We start from the raw sequence: 17,546 nt of genomic DNA on the forward strand, positions 1-17,546 counted from the left end.
TCTCGCGACCTTGGGCGTCCGAGTTGTACGGTCATTTGGCTCCCTCCGAACAGACGAAGGGCGCAGGGAATGCCGGGTGAGGGCCTCACCCATGGCCCGCCTGCAGAAAAAATGCAGGCGGCAGGTACCACAGGCAAAGCCGAACACTCCGGCATTCCCTGCGCGACGGTCTTTAACGCTTATACGCAGTCTCCCTGGTGCGCCGGGCTTGTTGGCCACCATGCCGCGACGATGCTTGCGCATTGCGCGGGTGATACCAGCGTCGGGGTATCAGGACCCTGCGACTTCACGTCCGCAAGTTGCCGTTCGTCCGCGCGCAAGCACGCTGCGACATCTCGCGGCCATCGCTCCCCGCCTCGCGTGTCGTGACGATCGCGCGCAACGCCCCTTCGTGTGAGGCGGGATGCGCGGAAACATCGTCCTGATTTGCCCGACGGTGCAAGGCCACGTGCTGCGGCATTTCAACACGACGGGCAGTTTCGTCATGACGCGCATGCGCAATCTGCCCGTCGGGCGCGCTCATGGCTCCGACGGCTGCATGTCCTGCTCTGCCGCGCGCCAAGCTTCGAGCGCGCGGGCGTACAGCAACAGGCCCTCGCGCACCGTGCGCTGCTCGGCCTTCGACAGCGACGACAGGGCGCCGCGAACCTGCTGGCGGCCGAAGGCGTGCAGCGCCGCCAGCGTTTTCCGTCCCTTGGTTGTGAGGCAGAGCGGCTTGATGCGGGCGTCGCCGGCATCGATCGTCTCCTGCAACTCGCCGCTGTCGATCAGCTTGCGGACCATGCGGCTGATGCTGGATTTCTCCAGATGCAGGATCGTGCCGAGCTGCATCGCCGTCAGCGGGCCGCGCAGGCCGATCTCCAGGATGGTGTGAACCGCCGACGGCGGAAGGTCGGTGGCGGCCAGCGTCGCTTCCATGAAGCCGAGCTCGCGCACCATCAGGCGCGCGGCGGCGCGGATGTCGTCGACGAGCGTGAGATCCGGGTCGGGCATCTTGACTCCTGCCATATAGTTGTATCATACAACAAATTGCCGATGCAACGTGGCATCGACGACGCCGTACAGCGGAGGGTCGGAGATGAGTGATACGCAGCTCACGGCCGGGGCAAGCGCGCCCGCGGCGTCGCGGATGCAGGGGCAGGTCTGCCTCGTCACCGGGGGCGGCTCCGGCATCGGCCGGGCCGCCGCCTTGAAGCTCGCCGCCGGCGGCGCAGAGGCAGTCGTCGTCGCCGGACGGCGCGAGGCCGAGCTGGCCGATACGGCGGCACGATGCCGGGCGCTCGGGGCCGAGGCGCTCGCGGTGAAGGCCGACGTCACGCGCGAGGACGACGTCGCGAACCTCGTGCAGGCCGTGCTGGATCGCTATGGCCGGCTGGATGCGGCGTTCAACAATGCCGGATTCCAGGAGCGCCGGGCGCCGATCGAGCAGCAGGGCGACGGCGTCTATGCGGACGTGTTCGACGCCAATGTGCGCTCGGTGTTCCTGTGCCTGCGCGCGCAGTTGCCGGTCATGTATGCGCAGGGCCGCGGCCGCATCGTGATCAACGCCTCCGTGAGCGGCGTGCGCAATCCGAATGCGGGGCTTGCGCTCTATTCGGCGTCGAAGGCCGCCGTGATTTCGCTGACGCGATCGGCCGCGATGGAGGCGGCGCCGCGCGGCGTCCGGATCAACGCGATCGCGCCCGGACGCGTCGTCACCGACATGATGCTGCGCGCCGGTGTCGGCGACATCGCGACCGTCGCCGCCGGCCTGCCGCTGCGGCGGATGGGGCAGCCCGAGGACATCGCCGAGGCCGTGCTGTGGCTATTGTCGGACGCGTCGTCCTATGTCGTGGGCCACGTCCTGGCGGCCGATGGCGGCTTCCTCGCGTCCTGAATCCGAGAGGCGTCGGCCGTCGCCGACGACGCAGCGCCCGCGATCGCCGCAGCCGTCTCGGACCCTTGATTGTCGTCGAAAGAGGATCATGCCGAGGTCCGAATTTCGCCGGCTTCCGCGCAGCGATCGTCTTCGTTTCAACTAATTAGTTTGGTCTGCGAACGCCAAGACACCGCTGCGCGGCTTCGCGGCGACTCATTGCGAACAGCTCTCAATCTCGCCTGAAATCATCCCGGCTCGGCAAAACTTCCGCCGACGTTTTCCGGCTATCTGCCAGGCAAGGGGAGCTCGTCGCGTGCATGCGCTGCGTATTCATTGCGACGGCGCCCTGACCTGACGTCGTCGCGTGATATTGGCATACCCCGGCATTGCTTTGCAGGCTCATTCACCACACAAGACCGGCGCGTTCGCGGTGCGGACCAAGCGGCTCATGGTGACGCGATCCCACCGCGGGGTCACGCTCGCGCTCGTCGAGGTGCTGCTGTTGACCGTGATGGTGGTGGACGGCGCGTCCGCGCAGCAGACCATCAAGGCCAAGCCGACGGACGTCGTTCCGGGACGCGCCGACCGGCTGTTCTTCCGTCACGTGACGGCGCGCAGCATCTACTACAACGTTCCGCGGATCACCAACGACAGCCGGACGCTGATGATGCGCCAGGACCCGCGTGGCGTCAGCGCATTGCTGCGTCCGGTGCGCGAGGCCGGTGCGCCGTCGCTGGCCGCGCCGGGCAAGCGCGACGCGGCGGTCGGCAGCTTCGGATTCGCCGCGTTTCAGCCCGCCCGTGGCGCGCGCGTCGCCACGGCCGAGCCGGCGGGAGACGCTCAACGCGCCGCGCCGCAACCCGCCGCACGGCAGATCGCAGCAAAGCCAGCCGCCGAGGCACAGCCGGCCAAGCCGGACGAGACCGTGGCAGCAGCCCAGCCCGCGGCCGTGCTGCGCAACCGCGACGTTCTTCCCGATCGCAATCTGAACACGGTGAAACCGCAACCGGTGACCGCCGATGCGAAGCCCTACGATCCGACGGGTGTGATGGTCGGGTCGTTCCTGGTGAAGCCCGCCGTCGAGATCCAGGCCGGCTACGACACCAATCCGACCCGGCGAAACGGCGGGCAGGGCTCACCGGTCGCCATCGCGGCGACGGAAGTCGCGGTCCGCTCGCAATGGGAGCGGCATCAGCTCAACGCCGATTTCCGCGGCGCCTACACCGAGGACACCAACGTCCGCTCGCTCAGCCATCCGACCTTCGAGGCGCGGGCGCAAGGACGCTACGACTTCGTCGAAGGCACCGCGATCACCGGCGAGGCGCGTTTCGTCAACGATGCATTGGCGCTGCCGGGTGCGCTCAAGCTGCCCCGCGCCACGACGTTCGGCGGCAGCGCCGGCGTGCTGCAGAAGATCGGTCCCGCCGAGATCGCATTCAAGGGATCGGCCGACCGCGTCGTGTTCAACGACGCGCTGATCGTCGCCAACGTGCCGCTGCGGACGCAGGACCGCAACTACACCCAGCCGGGCGCGCAGGTCCGCGTCACCTATGCGCTGACGCCGAACATCTCGCCGTTTGTCGACATGAGTTTCGATCGGCGCAACCACGATCTGCAGGTCGACTTCAACGGCCAGCGCCGCGATTCCAGCGGCATCACCGCGCGCGGCGGCGCCGTCGTCAACGTGGGAACGCTGACCGGCGAAGCCTCGGTCGGCTATCTCACGCGCCGCATGGACTCGCCGCTGATGCCGAACATCAACGGCGTGATCGCGGATGCGACGCTCGCCTGGGCCGCGACCGACGCCACCACCTTCGTGCTGGTGGCGCGCTCGCAGGCCTCCGAGACGCCGGCGATGAACGTCTCGGGCATCCTGTCGCGCGACGTGATCCTGCAGATGGATCATCAGTTCGAGCCGTGGCTGATCGGAACGCTGCGCGGCGGCTACGGCCAGGATCAGTTCGTCGGCATCGGCCGCGTCGACCAGCGCATGTTCCTTGCCGCGGGCGGCACCTACAAGATGAACCGCAATGTTCAGCTCAAGAGCGAGGTCCGCACCGAATGGACCCGCTCCAATATCGCGCTGAACAACTTCATGGCGGTGGTCGGCGTCGTCGGCGTGCGATTCCAATATTGAGCTGGCAACAGGGCGGGTGGACGACAGTCGCCGCGTGCACCTCGGCCCGTCGTTCCGCGCGAGCCGCGCGACAGCGAGGGCACGAACGCGAACCCGCGCATCCGACGCGGCGACGTCTGTCCGACCGGATTAGTGGCCGATGCGCCCGGTCTGCATGGCCGTCGAGGGCGGGCTGGCCCGTCTCGCGCAAAAAAAGAAAGGCCCCGCAGGGGACGGGGCCTCGAGGCAATGCATGCCTGACGGGTGGGGTGACCGGGGAGTCTCACGCGGCGGGATGAGGTCAGGTCGCCGACGCGTGCGCCATCCCCGGTCGGTTCGGCATGCGGCTGGTGATGGTCTTGTTATCGTTATCGGTGTCCGCGCCGCCCGGCGTAACCCGAGCGGCGGCGCGGAGCGGTCTTACTGTTCGAGCGCGGCCAGCGCGGCGTTGCCGATCTGCTGCGCCTCGGCCCAGGCGGCCTGGGTGGCCTGCTGGGCGGCGGTGTAGCCGGCCTGGATCTGCTGCTGAGCTGTGGCCCGCAGCGCCTGCTCCTGCTGCTCGCCGGTCTCGCGGGCCTGGGTCAGGGCCTGGTTGTCGGCGTTCAGCGTCGCGTTGGCCTGGTTGAAGGCGTTGGCGGTGGTCTGCGCCTTGGCCTGCGCGGCCGCCAGCGCGGCCTGGTTGGCCGCATTGTTGGCGCGCTCGAGGACCTCGGCGGCCTCCTGTGCGTCCTGCTTGGCCTGTTGCGCAGCCTGGCGCGCCTGCTCCAGGGCCTGCCGGTCGGCGTTCACCTTCTGCTCGGCCGCTTCGACCGTCGCATCGATCGTGCCGATCTTCTGGTTCAGCGCAGCCTCGACCGTCTTCTGGTTCTGGGTCGCAGCCGCCTGCGCGGCCTGGGTCTTCTGCTGGGCGACCGCGCGTGCCTGCTCGCCGGTCTTCAACGCCGCCTGCAGCGCAGCCTGCTCGGCGGCTTCCTGGGCCGCCTGGTTCTGCTGGTTGTTGTTATTGTTGTTGTTGCCGCCGTTGCCGGCCGCCGCTCCGCCATTGTTGGCATTGCCGCCATTGTTGGCGTTGCCGGCCGCCTGGCCGGCCTGCTGGGCCGCCTTGCCGGCAGCCTCGGCCGTCTCGCGCGCGGTGTCCTTGGCGGCGTTGGCGGCTTCCTTGGCCTCGTTGGAGACGTCGATGTCCTTGTCGAGCTTCTGGAACGCGGCCTGCAGCGCGGCCGAGGCCGCGCTTAGCTTCGCGGCGTTCGCGGTCGCCGCGGCCTGGTTGGCGGCTGTCGGGTTCTTTTCAGCCTGTTCCTGCGCCTCGATCGCGGCGCCCTTCGCGTTCTGCTCGGCCTGACGGGCGACGTCGATCGCCTTGCGGTCGGCAGCGACCTGCGCCTCGGCGGCGGCCGCGGTCTGCGCCGCGGCTGCTGCGGCGGCATTGGCCTTGGCGACGGCATCGCTGCTGCTCGACGCTGCGGCGGCCGCCTTGGCCGGGGTCGCTGCGGCTGCCGGCGCCGCGGTGGCCTTGGCGAGCGCGACGGTGGTCGTGGCCGCCGCGGCCGGCTTGGCGGCTGTGGTGGTCGTGCTCGTGGTGGTCGCGGCGGCGGTCTTGGCCGTGCCGGTCGTCGTCGTTGCCGCGGTGGCGGCAGCAGCGGGCTTGGCAGCGGTGCTGGCGGCGGCGACAGGCTTGGCGGCCGTGCTGGTCGTCGCAGCCGAAGTGGTGGTGGCAGCAACCGGCTTGGCGGTGGTGCTGGTCGTCATGGCCGCGGCCGTCGTCGTTGCAGCCGCAGTCTTGGCGGCACTGCTCGCCGCGGTCGCCGCAGCGGCGGTCGCAGCCGTGGAGGCAGCCTTGGAGGCAGCCTTGGCGGCGGCGCTGGCCGCGGCCTTCGCAGCGGCGTTGGCTGCAGCCTTCGCAGCCGCGTCGGCCGCCGCCTTCGCAGCAGCCTGCTGCGCAGCCTTGGCGGCGGCCTGCTGCGCGGCCTTGGCGGCGGCAGCAGCCGCGGCCTTGGCAGCGGCATCCTGGGCAGCCTTGGCGGCCGCCTGTGCCGCGGCTTTCGCCGCCGCATCCTGCGCCGCCTTCGCGGCGGCGTTGGTGGTGGCCGATGTGGCAAGGGCGGTGGTCATCGCCTGCGCATGGGCCTGATGCGGCAGCGCCGTCACCGCCAGAGCGGACATCAGGGCCAGCACGCTGACATGGCGATAGAGATCGGTCCTCGACGCCGCGGTTTGAAGATTCTTCTTATCCGCCATCAGCTCAACTCCCTTGGTACGCTGGATTGGATGATGGAACCTTTTGAAAATGATTTTGGCTTGCAGAATGGTCGGACCTTGCAAGCAGCAAGGCGTCTGCCTGCAAGCTGACGGCAGGATTTCGCGATGTTTGCGGCAAGCCGGCCGCGGCGAGATGGCGCGGGGGAGCAGAAAGCTTTCGAAACAATCAGTTGCGCTCGACACCGCCGGTTGCACGGTTGCGGCGGGCCGATGAGCATTTCGCGGCGAGCCATGCTGCCGCCATTGAAGATGCGACGCATTGTCGCATACGGCGCAGTTGACAGAACGTCCGCTGTACGAACGCGGGCTCAGCCCTTCTGGGCGTAGAGCAGCGGCACCGCGGCGTCGACCATCACCTCGATGAGGCTCGTGCCGGCATGGGAGAGGCCTCGCGCCAGCGCACCTTCGAGCTCGGCGGCATGGCTCACGCGCACCGCGTCGCAGCCCATGCCCTCGGCGAGCTTGACGAAGTCGAGGCCGGGCAGCTCGAGCCCGGGCACGTTGCGCACCTGCATGACCTGGCTGAACGAGCGCATCGCGCCATAGCCGGAATTGTTGATGACCACGACCGTCAGCGGCAGCCGGCGCTGCGCTGATGTCCACAGCGCCTGCAGCGAATACATCGCCGAGCCGTCGCCGATCAGGCACACCGTGCGGCCGGTGCTACGGCCCAGCGCCATGCCGACCGCCGCCGGCAGGCTGTAGCCGAGCCCGCCGCTCGCCATCGTGTAGAACGAATCCGCGCCCGGCATCGGCATGTACTTGTGCATCACCGGCCGGTGCGAGGGAATCTCCTCGACCACGGCGCTGCCCGCCGGAAGCGCCTGCGCCAGCGTATGCAGGAGATAGTCGACCGGGATCGGATCGGATGGCTTCGGCGCGTCGGGCAGCACGCGGCCCTTCGGCGCCGCGCGCCTAGTCTCCGGCAGCAACTCCAGCAGCAGCGACAATGCCGGACGCATCGTCGCGATGATGCTGGTGCCGATCGGCGGCACGGCCGCGCCTTCGGCATCGTCGGTGATCTGATACAGCGTGGTGGCGCCGTCGAAAATCGCGGCGTGGCCCTCGACATGGAAGGTGAACACCGGCGCGCCGATCACGACGACGAGGTCGTGCGGCTTCAGGGCGTCGGACAATTGACCGGGCGAGGCGTGAAGGAAGCCCTGGAACTGCGGATGGCGCTCGGGGAACGCGCAGCGTGCCGAGAACGGGCTGACCCAGACTGCGGCCCTGGCCTTCTCGGCGACCGCGACCACCAGATCGACGCAGCCGGCGCGATCGATGCCGGGGCCGACCACGAGCGCCGGGTTCTTCGCCGCGGCGAGCGCGCCCACCAGCTCGTCCATCGCGGCGCGATCGGGGCCGAGCTCGCGGCTGACCTTGCGCGCCGCGACCGGCTGCGCCGGATGCATCCAGTCGTCGATCGGGATCGACACGAAGGTCGGGCCGCAGGGCGGCTGCATCGCGGTGTAATAGGCGCGCGCGATCGCGCCCGGCACGTCCTCCGGACGCGCCGGCTCGACGCTGTATTTGACGTAGGGCCTGGGAAATTCCGACGGACGCTCGGCATAGAGGAACGCCTGCAGCGGCAGAATCGAGCGCGCCTGCTGGCCGGCGGTGATGACGAGCGGCGTCTGGTTGCGATGCGCGGTGTAGATGTTGCCGAGCGCGTTGCCGACGCCGGCGGCCGAATGCAGGTTGACGAAGCCGGCATTGCGCGTCGCCTGCGCATAGCCGTCGGCCATCCCGACCACGCTCGCCTCCTGCAGGCCGAGCACGTAGTCGATGTCGTCGGGCCAGTCGCTGAGGAACGGCAGCTCGGTCGAGCCGGGATTGCCGAATACCTTCTTGATGCCGAAGGCGCGCAGCAGCGCGAAGGTGGCCTGCTTGACGGTGACGGGCTTGGTTGTTGTTTTGGTTGTTCTTGCCAAAGGCGTTTCCTCGAATTGCCGTCATTGCGAGGAGCGAAGCGATGAAGCAATCCAGAGTCCCGGGTGCGGCCCTGGATTGCTTCGCTTCGCTCGCAATGACGATAGCCTATCTCACCACGTCGCGGTGCCCTTCATGGTCGGCTGCCGCTCGGCGTTGGCCGTCCACAGCTCGAGGCCGCCATCTTTGTCGTTGGCGTTGACCGAGAACTCGCTGCCTTCGAACAACGGCTGCACGCCGCGGTAGGTGAACCTGGCCGGCGGCTTGCCCTTCAGCTTGGCGGCGAACTCGACCAGCAGCGCCGCCTGCAGCGGGCCGTGGAAGATCAGGCCCGGATAGCCTTCGACCCTGGTGACGTAGTCGCGGTCGTAGTGGATGCGGTGGCCGTTGAAGGTCAGCGCGGAATAGCGAAACAGCAGCACCGCATCGGACACGCGCGTCTCGCTGTGCTGCGCGACCGGCGGAGGCGGCGGCGCTTTTGCCGGCGCAGCCTGCGCGCCGCCCATGTCGCGATAGACAATGTCCTGGCGCTCACGGATCGCGACACCGCGCGGCGTCGATACGACATGCTCCACCGACACGAAGCAGAGCTGGCCGGTCGAGCCGCTCTTCAGGGTGACGTCGGTGATCGTCGAAACACGCGTCGCGACATCGCCGACGCGCAGGGGATCGATGAACTGCACCTCGCCGCCGGCCCACATCCGCCGTGGCAGCGGCACCGGCGGCAGGAAGCCGCCGCGCGTCGGATGGCCGTCGGGGCCGAGCTGATCGTGCGGAAACACCGGTTGGCCCAAACACCAGTGCACTGTGTAGGGCGCGATGTCGCCGGTCGTCGGTTCGCCGATGTCCAGAAAAAGCGTCGCGCGCAGGCCCTTGGTGAGCTGCGGGGTGACGAGGTCGGTCGCCTCGGCGCTGCGGCCGATCCATTGCCGGAGGTGATCGAGATCGAGCGTGTCCGTCATGATCATCCCTTTCGCTGATGGGGCGAGGCGGCCTCGCCGATCGCGGGCACGGCGCCGTAACGCCTGTCGTCGCCGACCACGATCGCCGCCGGTGCGGGATAGCTGACGACGCCGTTTGGCGTGTCGACCTCGATCCGCCGCAGATGCGGGTGGACCGCGAGATCCGACATGCTGTTGACCTCGGCAAAGGCGATGTCGGCGCTCGCGAGCTTGCCCAGCAGCTCATCGCGCGACAGCGCCGCGAAGCGCTCGGCGACGATGCCGTCGGTGACGCTGCGATTGCGCACGCGCGCGACCATGTTGGCGAAGCGCGGATCGTCGGGCAGGGCCGGCTGGTCCAGCACCTTGGCACACAGCGTCTTCCACTCGCGCTCGCTCTGGATCGAGATCAGGATGTCCTTGCCGTCCTTCGAGGTGAACACGCCATAGGGCGCGATCGAGGGATGGGCGAGGCCGATGCGCTTCGGCGCATTGCCGGCTTCCGCGTTGAGCAGCGGCACCGTGAGCCAGTCGGCCATCACGTCGAACATCGAGATCCTGATATCGGCGCCGTCGCCGGTGCGGCCGCGCTTGATCAGAGCCTCCAGGATCGCGGCATGCGCCGTCGCGCCGGTGGCGACGTCGACGATCGACATGCCGACGCGCGACGGACCATCCGGCCCGCCGGTGATCGAGGCGAGCCCGCTCTCGGCCTGGATCAGCAGGTCATAGGCCTTGCGGTCGGCGTAGGGACCGGTGTCGCCGTAACCGGTGATGGTGCAGCAGATCAGCTTCGGATAGTCCTTGCGCAGCCGCTCGCGGGCGAAGCCCATTCTGTCCATCGAGCCGGGCTTGAGGTTCTGCAGCAGCACGTCGGCGCCGGCGATCAGCTTCTCGAGCTCGGCGCGGCCTTCCGGCTTGGCGAGATCGACGACGCGCGAATCCTTGCCGCGGTTGAGCCAGACGAAGTAGCTGCTCTGCCCCTTGGCGGCGGCGTCATAGCCACGGGCGAAATCGCCCTCGGGCCGCTCGATCTTGATGACATGAGCGCCGGCATCGGCCAGCCGCGACGAGCAGAACGGCGCGGCCACCGCCTGCTCGACGGCGACGACGGTGATTCCCTCAAGCGGCAGCATCGCAGACCTCAATACGACCGGGGCATGCCGAGCACGTGCTCGGCGACGTAGGAGAGGATGAGGTTGGTCGAGATCGGCGCCACCTGATACAGCCGCGTCTCGCGGAACTTGCGCTCGACGTCGTATTCCTCGGCGAAGCCGAAGCCGCCATGGGTCTGGATGCAGGCATTGGCCGCCTCGAACGAGGCGTCGGCCGCGAGCATCTTGGCCATGTTGGCTTCGGCGCCGCAATCCTGCCCGGCCTCGTATTTGCGGGTGGCTTCCTTGACCATCAGCTCGGCGGCCCGCATCGACGCATAGGCCTTGGCGATCGGGAACTGGATGCCTTGATTCTGGCCGATCGGACGGCCGAACACGACGCGCTCCTTGGCATAGGCGGTGGCCTTGGCGATGAACCATTTGGCATCCCCGACGCATTCGGCCGCGATCAGGATGCGCTCGGCATTCATGCCGGAGAGGATGTAGCGGAAGCCCTTGCCTTCCTCGCCGATCAGGTTCTCCGCCGGAACGCGCATGTCGGTGAAGAACACTTCCGTCGTGGCGTGGTTCATCATCGTCCGGATCGGGCGGATGGTGAGCCCTGCCTTCTTGGCCTCGCGCATGTCGACGATGAAAACGGAGAGACCCTCGGTGCGCTTCTGCACCTGGTCCTTCGGCGTGGTGCGCGCGAGCAGGATCATCAGGTCGGAATATTCGGCGCGGCTGGTCCAGATCTTCTGGCCGTTGACGATATAGCCGTCGCCGTCACGCTTCGCGACCGTCTTCAGCGAGGTCGTGTCGGTGCCCGAGGTCGGCTCGGTGACGCCGAACGCCTGCAGCCGCAACTCGCCGCTGGCGACCTTCGGCAGCCACTTCGCCTTCTGCTCGGCCGAGCCGTGCCGCAGCACCGTGCCCATCGTGTACATCTGGGCGTGACAGCCGCCGCCATTGCAGCCGGCGCGCTGGATCTCCTCGAGGATCGCCGCCGCCGCCGACAACTTCAGCCCGGCGCCGCCATATTCCTCGGGGATCAGCACCGAGAGATAGCCGGCCTGCGTCAGCGCATCGACGAAGGCGGAAGGGTAGGCCATCTCGCGATCGAGCTTGCGCCAATATTCGCCGGGGAACTGCGCGCACAGCTTGGCCACTGCGTCGCGGATGTCGGCGTAATCGTCGTGCTGATGCTGCTGTTCTGTCATCTGTTGCTCCGCGGGCCGCCGTGACGCGGCCTGGGCTCTCTCCCTGGGCTTGTTCCTGATAGCCTATGACCAAGCGGGTCACGCTTGGCAAGCTTGGAATGCCAGCGTTGCAGCCGGGCAGCCTTGCCGGAGCGACAGAGCAAGCCGGCCTGCGCACGCGTTCTAGCTGACGGGAAATCCGAGATGGCCGCGGAAACGGTTCTTGAGGAAGACACCGTCGCGCGCCGGCAGCGCGCGGTCGACGTGATCGGTCGAGATCGCGACGCGGGCGAAGTGCGGCCCGGACAACGCGTGCAGCTTCGGCCGGAAGGCGGCGAGCGCCGCGCCGTCCTCGATCGTGCTGACGGAGGGAAAGCCGGCGCCGGTCGCGATCAGCTCGAGATTTGCGCCGAGCCCGGAATGGCTCATCTGCATCCCGGTCTCGCCGAAATGGGCATTGTCGAGCACGACGATCGCAAGATTGCGCGGCCTCTTCGCAGCCGATGTCGCGAGGCTGCCGAGCGCCATCAACTGCTCGCCGTCGCCGGTGATGACCGCGACCGGCCGTGACGGCTGCGCCAGCGCCAATCCGAGGCCGATCATGGCTGCGCCGCCCATCGCGCCCCACAGGTAGAAATTCGCATCATGGTCGCCGGCGGCGAATACGTCGTAGGACGACGAGCCGAGGCCGCTGACGACCAGGAGGTCGCCGCGGTCCTGCAAAAGCGCTTTCACCGCGGCGCGGCGGTCGAGTGCGGCACGCATCACTTGGCCTCCGTCCACTTCTTGGCGCCGATCATGCGCTGGGAGATCAGCACCGCGATCGGCTGTTCGCTGTCATAGGCAAGCTTGGCGGCGGCCGCCGCCATCTCGCCGGCGTCCTCGGGATGCTCGAGCCGGAACACGGTGACGCCCATGATCTCGAAGGCGGCCTGCGTGGCCTTTCCCATCGGCACCTGCCACGGATTGAACTCGGCCCATTCGCCGCGCATCGTCACGAAAGTGAGGAACGGGAAGCGGCAGCTCGGAAGCAGCGAGAGCATGTTGACGCAATTGCCGACGCCGCTCGATTGCATCAGCAGCACCGCGCGCTGGCCGCCGAGCCAGGCGCCGGCGGACAGCGCGACGCCTTCCTCTTCGGTGGTCAGGACCGTGGTGGCGATTGCGGGATCGTCATGCGCAAGGCCGATCAGACGGGAATGGCCGGCGTCCGGGACGTAGCAGAGTTGCCGGACGTCGGCGGCCTTCAGCGCCTCGTAGATGGCAAGCGGCCAGTCGGGGCCTGTTGTCGGCGGGTCGGATACTGCCATGACGACTTTCGGTAAATGAGCACCCGCAAAGGGTGCGAGGAATGATCTGGTCAAAGCACGCGTTGCGCCTCATCACATGAGGTCATCATGTCTCCCCGTGATTTTATGGGCAACCCCACGCTTGTGCTTGCGATCGTGCTGGCTATTGTTCCCGTGTTTGATCTCACATGACATCTCAAGGGAATGATTTGATGAAACTGCTTGGTTTTTTCCTGGTATCGACCGCGCTCTTCGCTTCCAGCGTTGCAAACGCCAGAGAGCGCAACGACAGTCCTCACTCTCAAGCCTGCATGGCAAAGGACGGCTTCTCCCTCGACATGTGGCGTGCTCATCGTGCCGGGACCGACGCGCAGGTTCTGAAATACATCATGTGTCGCGATCGGGTGTCGAAGGCCCAGGCGCTCGAGATTGGGCGGGCTGACGGCAATTTCAGTCGCGGCTTCTAACTCGAATCGCGCCGCCGGGTTGCGACGACGGGCGATCGAACAGGTGGGGGGCCTCAGGCGTGGCCCTCACCCCGGAATCCTCACAGGAAGCGACTCGTAACCTCGCACGAAGCTGGAATAGACCCGCTTCGGCTCGCCCACGACCTCGATTCGGTCGAAGCGCTTGAGGATCTCCTGCCAGACGATGCGCAGTTGCAGCTCGGCCAGCCGCATGCCGACGCAGCGGTGGATGCCGAAGCCGAAGGAGAGGTGGATGCGCGGCCGCTTGCGGTCGATGATGAAGGCGTCGGGGTTCTCGATCACCTCCTCGTCGCGATTGCCCGAGACGTACCACATCACGACGCGATCACCCTTCCTGATTGTCTTCCCGCCGAGCTCGGTATCGACCAGCGCCGTGCGCCGCATATGGGCGAGCGGCGTCTGCCAGCGGATCACCTCGGGCACCATGGTCTCGATCAGCGCCGGATTGTCGCGCAGCTTCTGATACTCGGCCGGGTTCTCGTTCAGCGCCAGCACTGAGGCGGTCATCGTATTGCGGGTGGTGTCGTTGCCGCCGACGATGAGCAGGATCAGATTGCCCATCAGATTGTCTGGCGTCATGTGGCGCGTCGCCTCGCTATGCGCCATCATCGAGATCAGGTCGCGGCCGGGCTCGGCCTGGCGTTGCTTCCACATCCGGCCGAAGGTCTCGGCACAGTCGCCGAGCTCGCGGCGGCGCTCCTCTTCCGATGACACGATGCCGCTCTTGGGCAGCGCGGTTGAGACATCCGACCAGCGCGTCAGCTTGCGGCGCTCCTCGAACGGGAAATCGAACAGGGTCGCCAGCATCTGCGTCGTCAGCTCGATCGAGACCTTCTCGACCCAGTTGAAGGTCTCGTTGCGCGGCAGCGAGTCCAGCACCTTGGCCGAGCGCTGCCGGATCAGCACCGCCATCTCGTCGAGATGCTCCGGCGTGAACATCGGCTGCACCGTCTTGCGCTGCTCGCCATGGCGAGGCTCGTCCATCGCGATGAAGCTCGGCCATTCGTAGCCGGGCGGCACGTCGCGGATCATGATCCCGCCATTGCTGACGTCCGAGGAGAAGAGCGCGTGGCTGGTGTCGACATGCATGATGTCGTGATAGCGCGTCACCGACCAATAGGGCTCGATCGGCGCCTTGGTGCAGTAGTGCACCGGCGCCTCCTTGCGCAGCCGCTCGAACCACGGCCAGATCGTGTCGCTCTGGAACAGCCGCGGTGCGCCGGGATGGAAGTCCTCGATCGGCGTCGCATAGGCCTCGAGGCGCGCGTCGCGCAGCAGATCGGCCTTGTCGGAACGCAGCGCGGCCTGGACGGTCATGGGGTGGTCCCTTTCGTTGAACTCAGCATCTGCCGATCGAGGGTCGGCAGATGAGGTGCGTATGAATGCGCCCTCTCCCCTTGTGGGAGAGGGCATGCAGGAAAGCCCTGTGAACTCGGTCGGGTGAGGGGTCTGTCTCCGCGGGCGTCGATCGCGGAGAGATACCCCTCACCCAACCGTGTGCGCGGATGGGCCGGAGATGCCCTCTCCCACAAGGGGAGAGGGCGCTGTATCGCATACCGCGCTGAGCGGCTTCGCTCAGTCCGGATGGGTCGATTGTGCGTCACCCGACGCGAGGCTTTGTGCCGGATTTCAATCCGCGATCGATTCGTCTTCAATACAGCCTACACCGCGATCCGTACTGGCAACGTTTCGTATCCCTTCACGAAGCTGGAATAGACCCGCTTCGGCTCGTCCATCACGTCGATATGATCGAAGCGCTTCAGGATCTCCTCCCAGATGATCTTGAGTTGCAATTCGGCCAGACGCAAGCCGACGCAGCGGTGGATGCCGAAGCCGAATGACAGATGCTGGCGCGGCCTGACGCGGTCGATGATGAAGTCGTAGGGGCGCTCGATGGCGGCCTCGTCGCGGTTGCCCGAGACGTACCACATCACGACCTTGTCGCCCTTCCTGATCTGCTTGCCGCGGAACTCGATGTCCTCCAGCGCGGTGCGGCGCATGTGGGCGAGCGGGGTCTGCCAGCGGATGACCTCGGGCACGAAGCTGTCGATCAGCGCAGGGTTGTCCTTGAGCTTGCGGTACTGATCAGGGTTCTGACTGAGCGCATAGATGCTGCCGGACATGGTGTTGCGCGTGGTGTCGTTGCCGCCGACGATCAGCAGCACGAGGTTGCCGAGGAAGTTCTTCGGGTCCATGTTCCGCGTCGCCTCGCTGTGGGCCATCATCGACAGCAGGTCGCTCTTCGGCGGCTGGCTGGCGCGCTCCTGCCAGAGCCGACCGAAATAGCGCGCGCAGTCCATCAGCTCCGCCTGCCGCTCGTCCTCGGTCGCTACCAGCCCGTCGGGGCCGGGAATCGTGGTGGCGATATCCGACCAGCGCGTCAGCTTGCGGCGGTCTTCCCAGGGGAAGTCGAACAGCACCGCCAGCATCTGCGTGGTCAGCTCGATCGAGACGCGATCGACCCAGTCGAACACCTCGCCGACAGGCAGGTTGTCCAAACATTCGGCGGAGCGCTTGCGGATGTTGATCGCGAGCTCGTCGAGATGTGTCGGCGTGAACATCGGTGCCACGGTCTTGCGCTGCGCGGCGTGGCGCGGCGGGTCCATCGCGATGAAGCTCTCGCGGCGGAGATCCGGATCGACGTCGCGAATGGTGATGCCGCCGAGCGCGGACGCCGAGGAGAACACCGCGTGATTGGTCTCGATCTCCATGATGTCGTCGTAGCGGGTGATCGACCAGTAGGGGCCGAACATCGATTCCTTGCAGTAGTGCACCGGATCCTCACGGCGCAGCCGGTCGAAATAGGGCCAGTGCGTGTCGGTGCGGAATAACTCCGGATGACCGGGGTCGAATTCGGCGAGCGGCAGCGATGCGGCGCGGCCGGCGGCAGCGTCGATGACGCGCTCGCCCTTCGCGGCGTGACGATGTGCCTCGGCCGTCGTGCTGGTCCCGTGCATGGACGTCTCCCTGATGGCCGGATTCGCGCTGTCCGGCGATGCTTGGCGCGATTACATCCTGCCCGGGAGCGCGGGGCAAGCGCCGAGTTTGACGGGGGCTGACCCGTCAAGTCTTGCGTTGCAAGGCTGGTGTTCGGCCGGACGTCGGGCGTGACAAGCGCCACGCCACGGAATATGGCTTTGAGCCATTGTTGCAAAGCAGAAGACTAGCAGGAGGCCGCCCCATGATCGCCAACGCGCAGCGCATGTTCAATTTCGATCTCGGCGAGACCGCGGACGCGATCCGCGAGACGGTGGCGAGCTTTTCGCAGGAGCAGATCGCGCCGCGCGCCGCCGAGATCGACCGCTCCAACCAGTTTCCACGCGACCTCTGGCCGCGGATCGGCGAGCTCGGCCTGCACGGCATCACGGTCGAGGAGGAGTATGGCGGCGCCGGCCTCGGCTATCTCGAGCACTGCATCGCCATGGAGGAGATCTCGCGTGCCTCGGCCTCGGTCGGCCTGTCCTACGGCGCCCACTCCAATCTCTGCGTCAACCAGATCCGCCGGAACGGCAACGAGGCGCAGAAGCGCAAATATCTGCCCAAGCTGATCTCGGGCGAGCATGTCGGCTCGCTGGCGATGTCCGAGCCGCAGGCCGGCTCCGACGTGGTGTCGATGAAGACGCGCGCCGAAAAGAAAGGCGACCGCTTCGTCCTCAACGGCAACAAGATGTGGATCACCAACGGTCCGGTCGCGGAGACGCTCGTGGTCTATGCCAAGACCGATCCGCAAGGCGGCCCGCGCGGCATCACCGCGTTCATCATCGAGAAGGGCATGAAGGGGTTCTCGACCGCGCAGAAGCTCGACAAGCTCGGCATGCGCGGCTCCGACACCTGCGAGCTGGTGTTCGAGGATTGCGAGGTGCCGGAGGAGAACGTGCTGGGGCAGGTCGGCCGCGGCGTCAACGTGCTGATGTCGGGCCTCGACTACGAGCGCGCGGTGCTCGCGGCGGGTCCGCTCGGCATCATGCAGGCCTGCATGGACGCGGTGCTGCCCTATGTGCACGAGCGCAAGCAGTTCGGCCAGCCGATCGGCACCTTCCAGCTCGTCCAGGGCAAGGTGGCCGACATGTATACGACGATGAACGCCGCGCGCGCCTATGTCTATGCGGTGGCCAAGGCCTGCGATCGGGGCGAGACGACACGCGAGGACGCCGCGGGCGCCATTCTGTTCGCCGCCGAAAAGGCGACGCAATGTGCGCTGGACGCGATCCAGCTGCTCGGCGGCAACGGCTACATCAACGACTATGCGACCGGGAGGCTGTTGCGCGATGCCAAGCTCTACGAGATCGGCGCCGGCACCAGCGAGATCCGCCGCATGCTGATCGGGCGGGAATTGTTCGAGAAGACGTCCTGAGGCGCCGACCTAACGGTTG

General features: G+C 67.1%; 15 protein-coding genes. 4 read left to right on the top strand and 11 right to left on the bottom strand.

Annotated features, from left to right (window positions below; genetic code table 11):
- Positions 1–286 precede the first annotated feature (286 nt).
- Together QX010_RS02630 and QX010_RS02635 are read right to left on the bottom strand one after the other, a co-directional pair.
- The gene (locus tag QX010_RS02630) at positions 287–523 is read right to left on the bottom strand and encodes a hypothetical protein (RefSeq protein WP_315803182.1); all 237 of its coding nucleotides are present in this window, start codon (positions 521–523) and stop codon (positions 287–289) included.
- Positions 520–993: a MarR family winged helix-turn-helix transcriptional regulator gene (locus QX010_RS02635; protein ID WP_315803183.1), complete on the bottom strand. Its 474-nt coding sequence runs from the start codon at positions 991–993 to the stop codon at positions 520–522. The genes QX010_RS02630 and QX010_RS02635 overlap by 4 nt, the downstream gene beginning before the upstream one ends.
- 85 nt (positions 994–1,078) lie before the next feature.
- On the opposite strand from QX010_RS02635, the gene QX010_RS02640 reads away from it, so the two are divergent.
- Together QX010_RS02640 and QX010_RS02645 are read left to right on the top strand one after the other, a co-directional pair.
- The gene (locus QX010_RS02640; RefSeq protein WP_315803184.1) at positions 1,079–1,876 is read left to right on the top strand and encodes a glucose 1-dehydrogenase; all 798 of its coding nucleotides are present in this window, start codon (positions 1,079–1,081) and stop codon (positions 1,874–1,876) included.
- 430 nt (positions 1,877–2,306) lie between these two features.
- Positions 2,307–3,995, top strand: a complete 1,689-nt coding sequence (locus QX010_RS02645) for an outer membrane beta-barrel protein (protein WP_316177425.1) — start codon at positions 2,307–2,309, stop codon at positions 3,993–3,995.
- A gap of 399 nt (positions 3,996–4,394) precedes the next feature.
- Here QX010_RS02645 and QX010_RS02650 read toward each other — a convergent pair whose 3' ends face one another.
- From QX010_RS02650 to QX010_RS02680, 7 genes are all read right to left on the bottom strand, one after another.
- A complete protein-coding gene (locus QX010_RS02650; protein ID WP_316177427.1) occupies positions 4,395–6,212 on the bottom strand; it encodes a hypothetical protein in 1,818 nt (605 codons plus the stop codon).
- Between the two features lie 329 nt (positions 6,213–6,541).
- A complete protein-coding gene (gene mdlC, locus QX010_RS02655; protein ID WP_316177428.1) occupies positions 6,542–8,164 on the bottom strand; it encodes a benzoylformate decarboxylase in 1,623 nt (540 codons plus the stop codon).
- Positions 8,165–8,275: 111 nt separating this feature from the next.
- Positions 8,276–9,124: a MaoC family dehydratase N-terminal domain-containing protein gene (locus QX010_RS02660; RefSeq protein WP_316177430.1), complete on the bottom strand. Its 849-nt coding sequence runs from the start codon at positions 9,122–9,124 to the stop codon at positions 8,276–8,278.
- A gap of 2 nt (positions 9,125–9,126) precedes the next feature.
- Positions 9,127–10,239 (bottom strand): CaiB/BaiF CoA-transferase family protein, encoded by a 1,113-nt coding sequence (locus QX010_RS02665; protein WP_316177432.1) that lies wholly within the window; start codon positions 10,237–10,239, stop codon positions 9,127–9,129.
- Between the two features lie 8 nt (positions 10,240–10,247).
- Positions 10,248–11,417, bottom strand: coding sequence for an acyl-CoA dehydrogenase family protein (locus QX010_RS02670; RefSeq protein WP_316177433.1), 1,170 nt, complete (start codon positions 11,415–11,417; stop codon positions 10,248–10,250).
- A gap of 162 nt (positions 11,418–11,579) precedes the next feature.
- The gene (locus QX010_RS02675; RefSeq protein WP_316177435.1) at positions 11,580–12,161 is read right to left on the bottom strand and encodes a thiamine pyrophosphate-dependent enzyme; all 582 of its coding nucleotides are present in this window, start codon (positions 12,159–12,161) and stop codon (positions 11,580–11,582) included.
- Positions 12,161–12,706: a thiamine pyrophosphate-binding protein gene (locus QX010_RS02680; RefSeq protein WP_316177437.1), complete on the bottom strand. Its 546-nt coding sequence runs from the start codon at positions 12,704–12,706 to the stop codon at positions 12,161–12,163. Before QX010_RS02680 ends, QX010_RS02675 begins: the two co-directional genes overlap by 1 nt.
- A gap of 191 nt (positions 12,707–12,897) precedes the next feature.
- Between QX010_RS02680 and QX010_RS02685 the strand changes: the two genes are divergently transcribed.
- Positions 12,898–13,152 carry a hypothetical protein gene (locus tag QX010_RS02685; RefSeq protein WP_316177439.1) on the top strand — a complete coding sequence of 85 codons (255 nt, stop codon included), beginning with the start codon at positions 12,898–12,900 and terminating at the stop codon, positions 13,150–13,152.
- Between the two features lie 66 nt (positions 13,153–13,218).
- On the opposite strand, the gene QX010_RS02690 is transcribed toward QX010_RS02685, so the two are convergent.
- Positions 13,219–14,490 carry a cytochrome P450 gene (locus tag QX010_RS02690; protein WP_315803194.1) on the bottom strand — a complete coding sequence of 424 codons (1,272 nt, stop codon included), beginning with the start codon at positions 14,488–14,490 and terminating at the stop codon, positions 13,219–13,221.
- A 344-nt stretch (positions 14,491–14,834) separates the two neighbouring features.
- Positions 14,835–16,130, bottom strand: a complete 1,296-nt coding sequence (locus QX010_RS02695) for a cytochrome P450 (RefSeq protein WP_316177441.1) — start codon at positions 16,128–16,130, stop codon at positions 14,835–14,837.
- A 224-nt stretch (positions 16,131–16,354) separates the two neighbouring features.
- On the opposite strand from QX010_RS02695, the gene QX010_RS02700 reads away from it, so the two are divergent.
- The gene (locus tag QX010_RS02700; RefSeq protein ID WP_315803196.1) at positions 16,355–17,527 is read left to right on the top strand and encodes an isovaleryl-CoA dehydrogenase; all 1,173 of its coding nucleotides are present in this window, start codon (positions 16,355–16,357) and stop codon (positions 17,525–17,527) included.
- Positions 17,528–17,546: the final 19 nt, after the last annotated feature.

It is taken from the genome of Bradyrhizobium sp. SZCCHNRI1009 (assembly GCF_032487575.1).
In the GTDB taxonomy this organism is placed as follows: domain Bacteria; phylum Pseudomonadota; class Alphaproteobacteria; order Rhizobiales; family Xanthobacteraceae; genus Bradyrhizobium.

Bases quoted from the DNA above. Each gene is read 5' to 3' on its own strand.
- QX010_RS02665 (WP_316177432.1), bottom strand. From the start codon at position 10,239: ATGCTGCCGCTTGAGGGAATCACCGTCGTCGCCGTCGAGCAGGCGGTG.
- QX010_RS02685 (WP_316177439.1), top strand. From the start codon at position 12,898: ATGAAACTGCTTGGTTTTTTCCTGGTATCGACCGCGCTCTTCGCTTCC.
- QX010_RS02650 (WP_316177427.1), bottom strand. From the start codon at position 6,212: ATGGCGGATAAGAAGAATCTTCAAACCGCGGCGTCGAGGACCGATCTC.
- QX010_RS02690 (WP_315803194.1), bottom strand. From the start codon at position 14,490: ATGACCGTCCAGGCCGCGCTGCGTTCCGACAAGGCCGATCTGCTGCGC.
- QX010_RS02660 (WP_316177430.1), bottom strand. From the start codon at position 9,124: ATGACGGACACGCTCGATCTCGATCACCTCCGGCAATGGATCGGCCGC.
- QX010_RS02700 (WP_315803196.1), top strand. From the start codon at position 16,355: ATGATCGCCAACGCGCAGCGCATGTTCAATTTCGATCTCGGCGAGACC.
- QX010_RS02635 (WP_315803183.1), bottom strand. From the start codon at position 993: ATGCCCGACCCGGATCTCACGCTCGTCGACGACATCCGCGCCGCCGCG.
- QX010_RS02680 (WP_316177437.1), bottom strand. From the start codon at position 12,706: ATGGCAGTATCCGACCCGCCGACAACAGGCCCCGACTGGCCGCTTGCC.
- QX010_RS02675 (WP_316177435.1), bottom strand. From the start codon at position 12,161: ATGCGTGCCGCACTCGACCGCCGCGCCGCGGTGAAAGCGCTTTTGCAG.
- QX010_RS02695 (WP_316177441.1), bottom strand. From the start codon at position 16,130: ATGCACGGGACCAGCACGACGGCCGAGGCACATCGTCACGCCGCGAAG.
- QX010_RS02630 (WP_315803182.1), bottom strand. From the start codon at position 523: ATGAGCGCGCCCGACGGGCAGATTGCGCATGCGCGTCATGACGAAACT.
- QX010_RS02670 (WP_316177433.1), bottom strand. From the start codon at position 11,417: ATGACAGAACAGCAGCATCAGCACGACGATTACGCCGACATCCGCGAC.
- QX010_RS02645 (WP_316177425.1), top strand. From the start codon at position 2,307: ATGGTGACGCGATCCCACCGCGGGGTCACGCTCGCGCTCGTCGAGGTG.
- QX010_RS02640 (WP_315803184.1), top strand. From the start codon at position 1,079: ATGAGTGATACGCAGCTCACGGCCGGGGCAAGCGCGCCCGCGGCGTCG.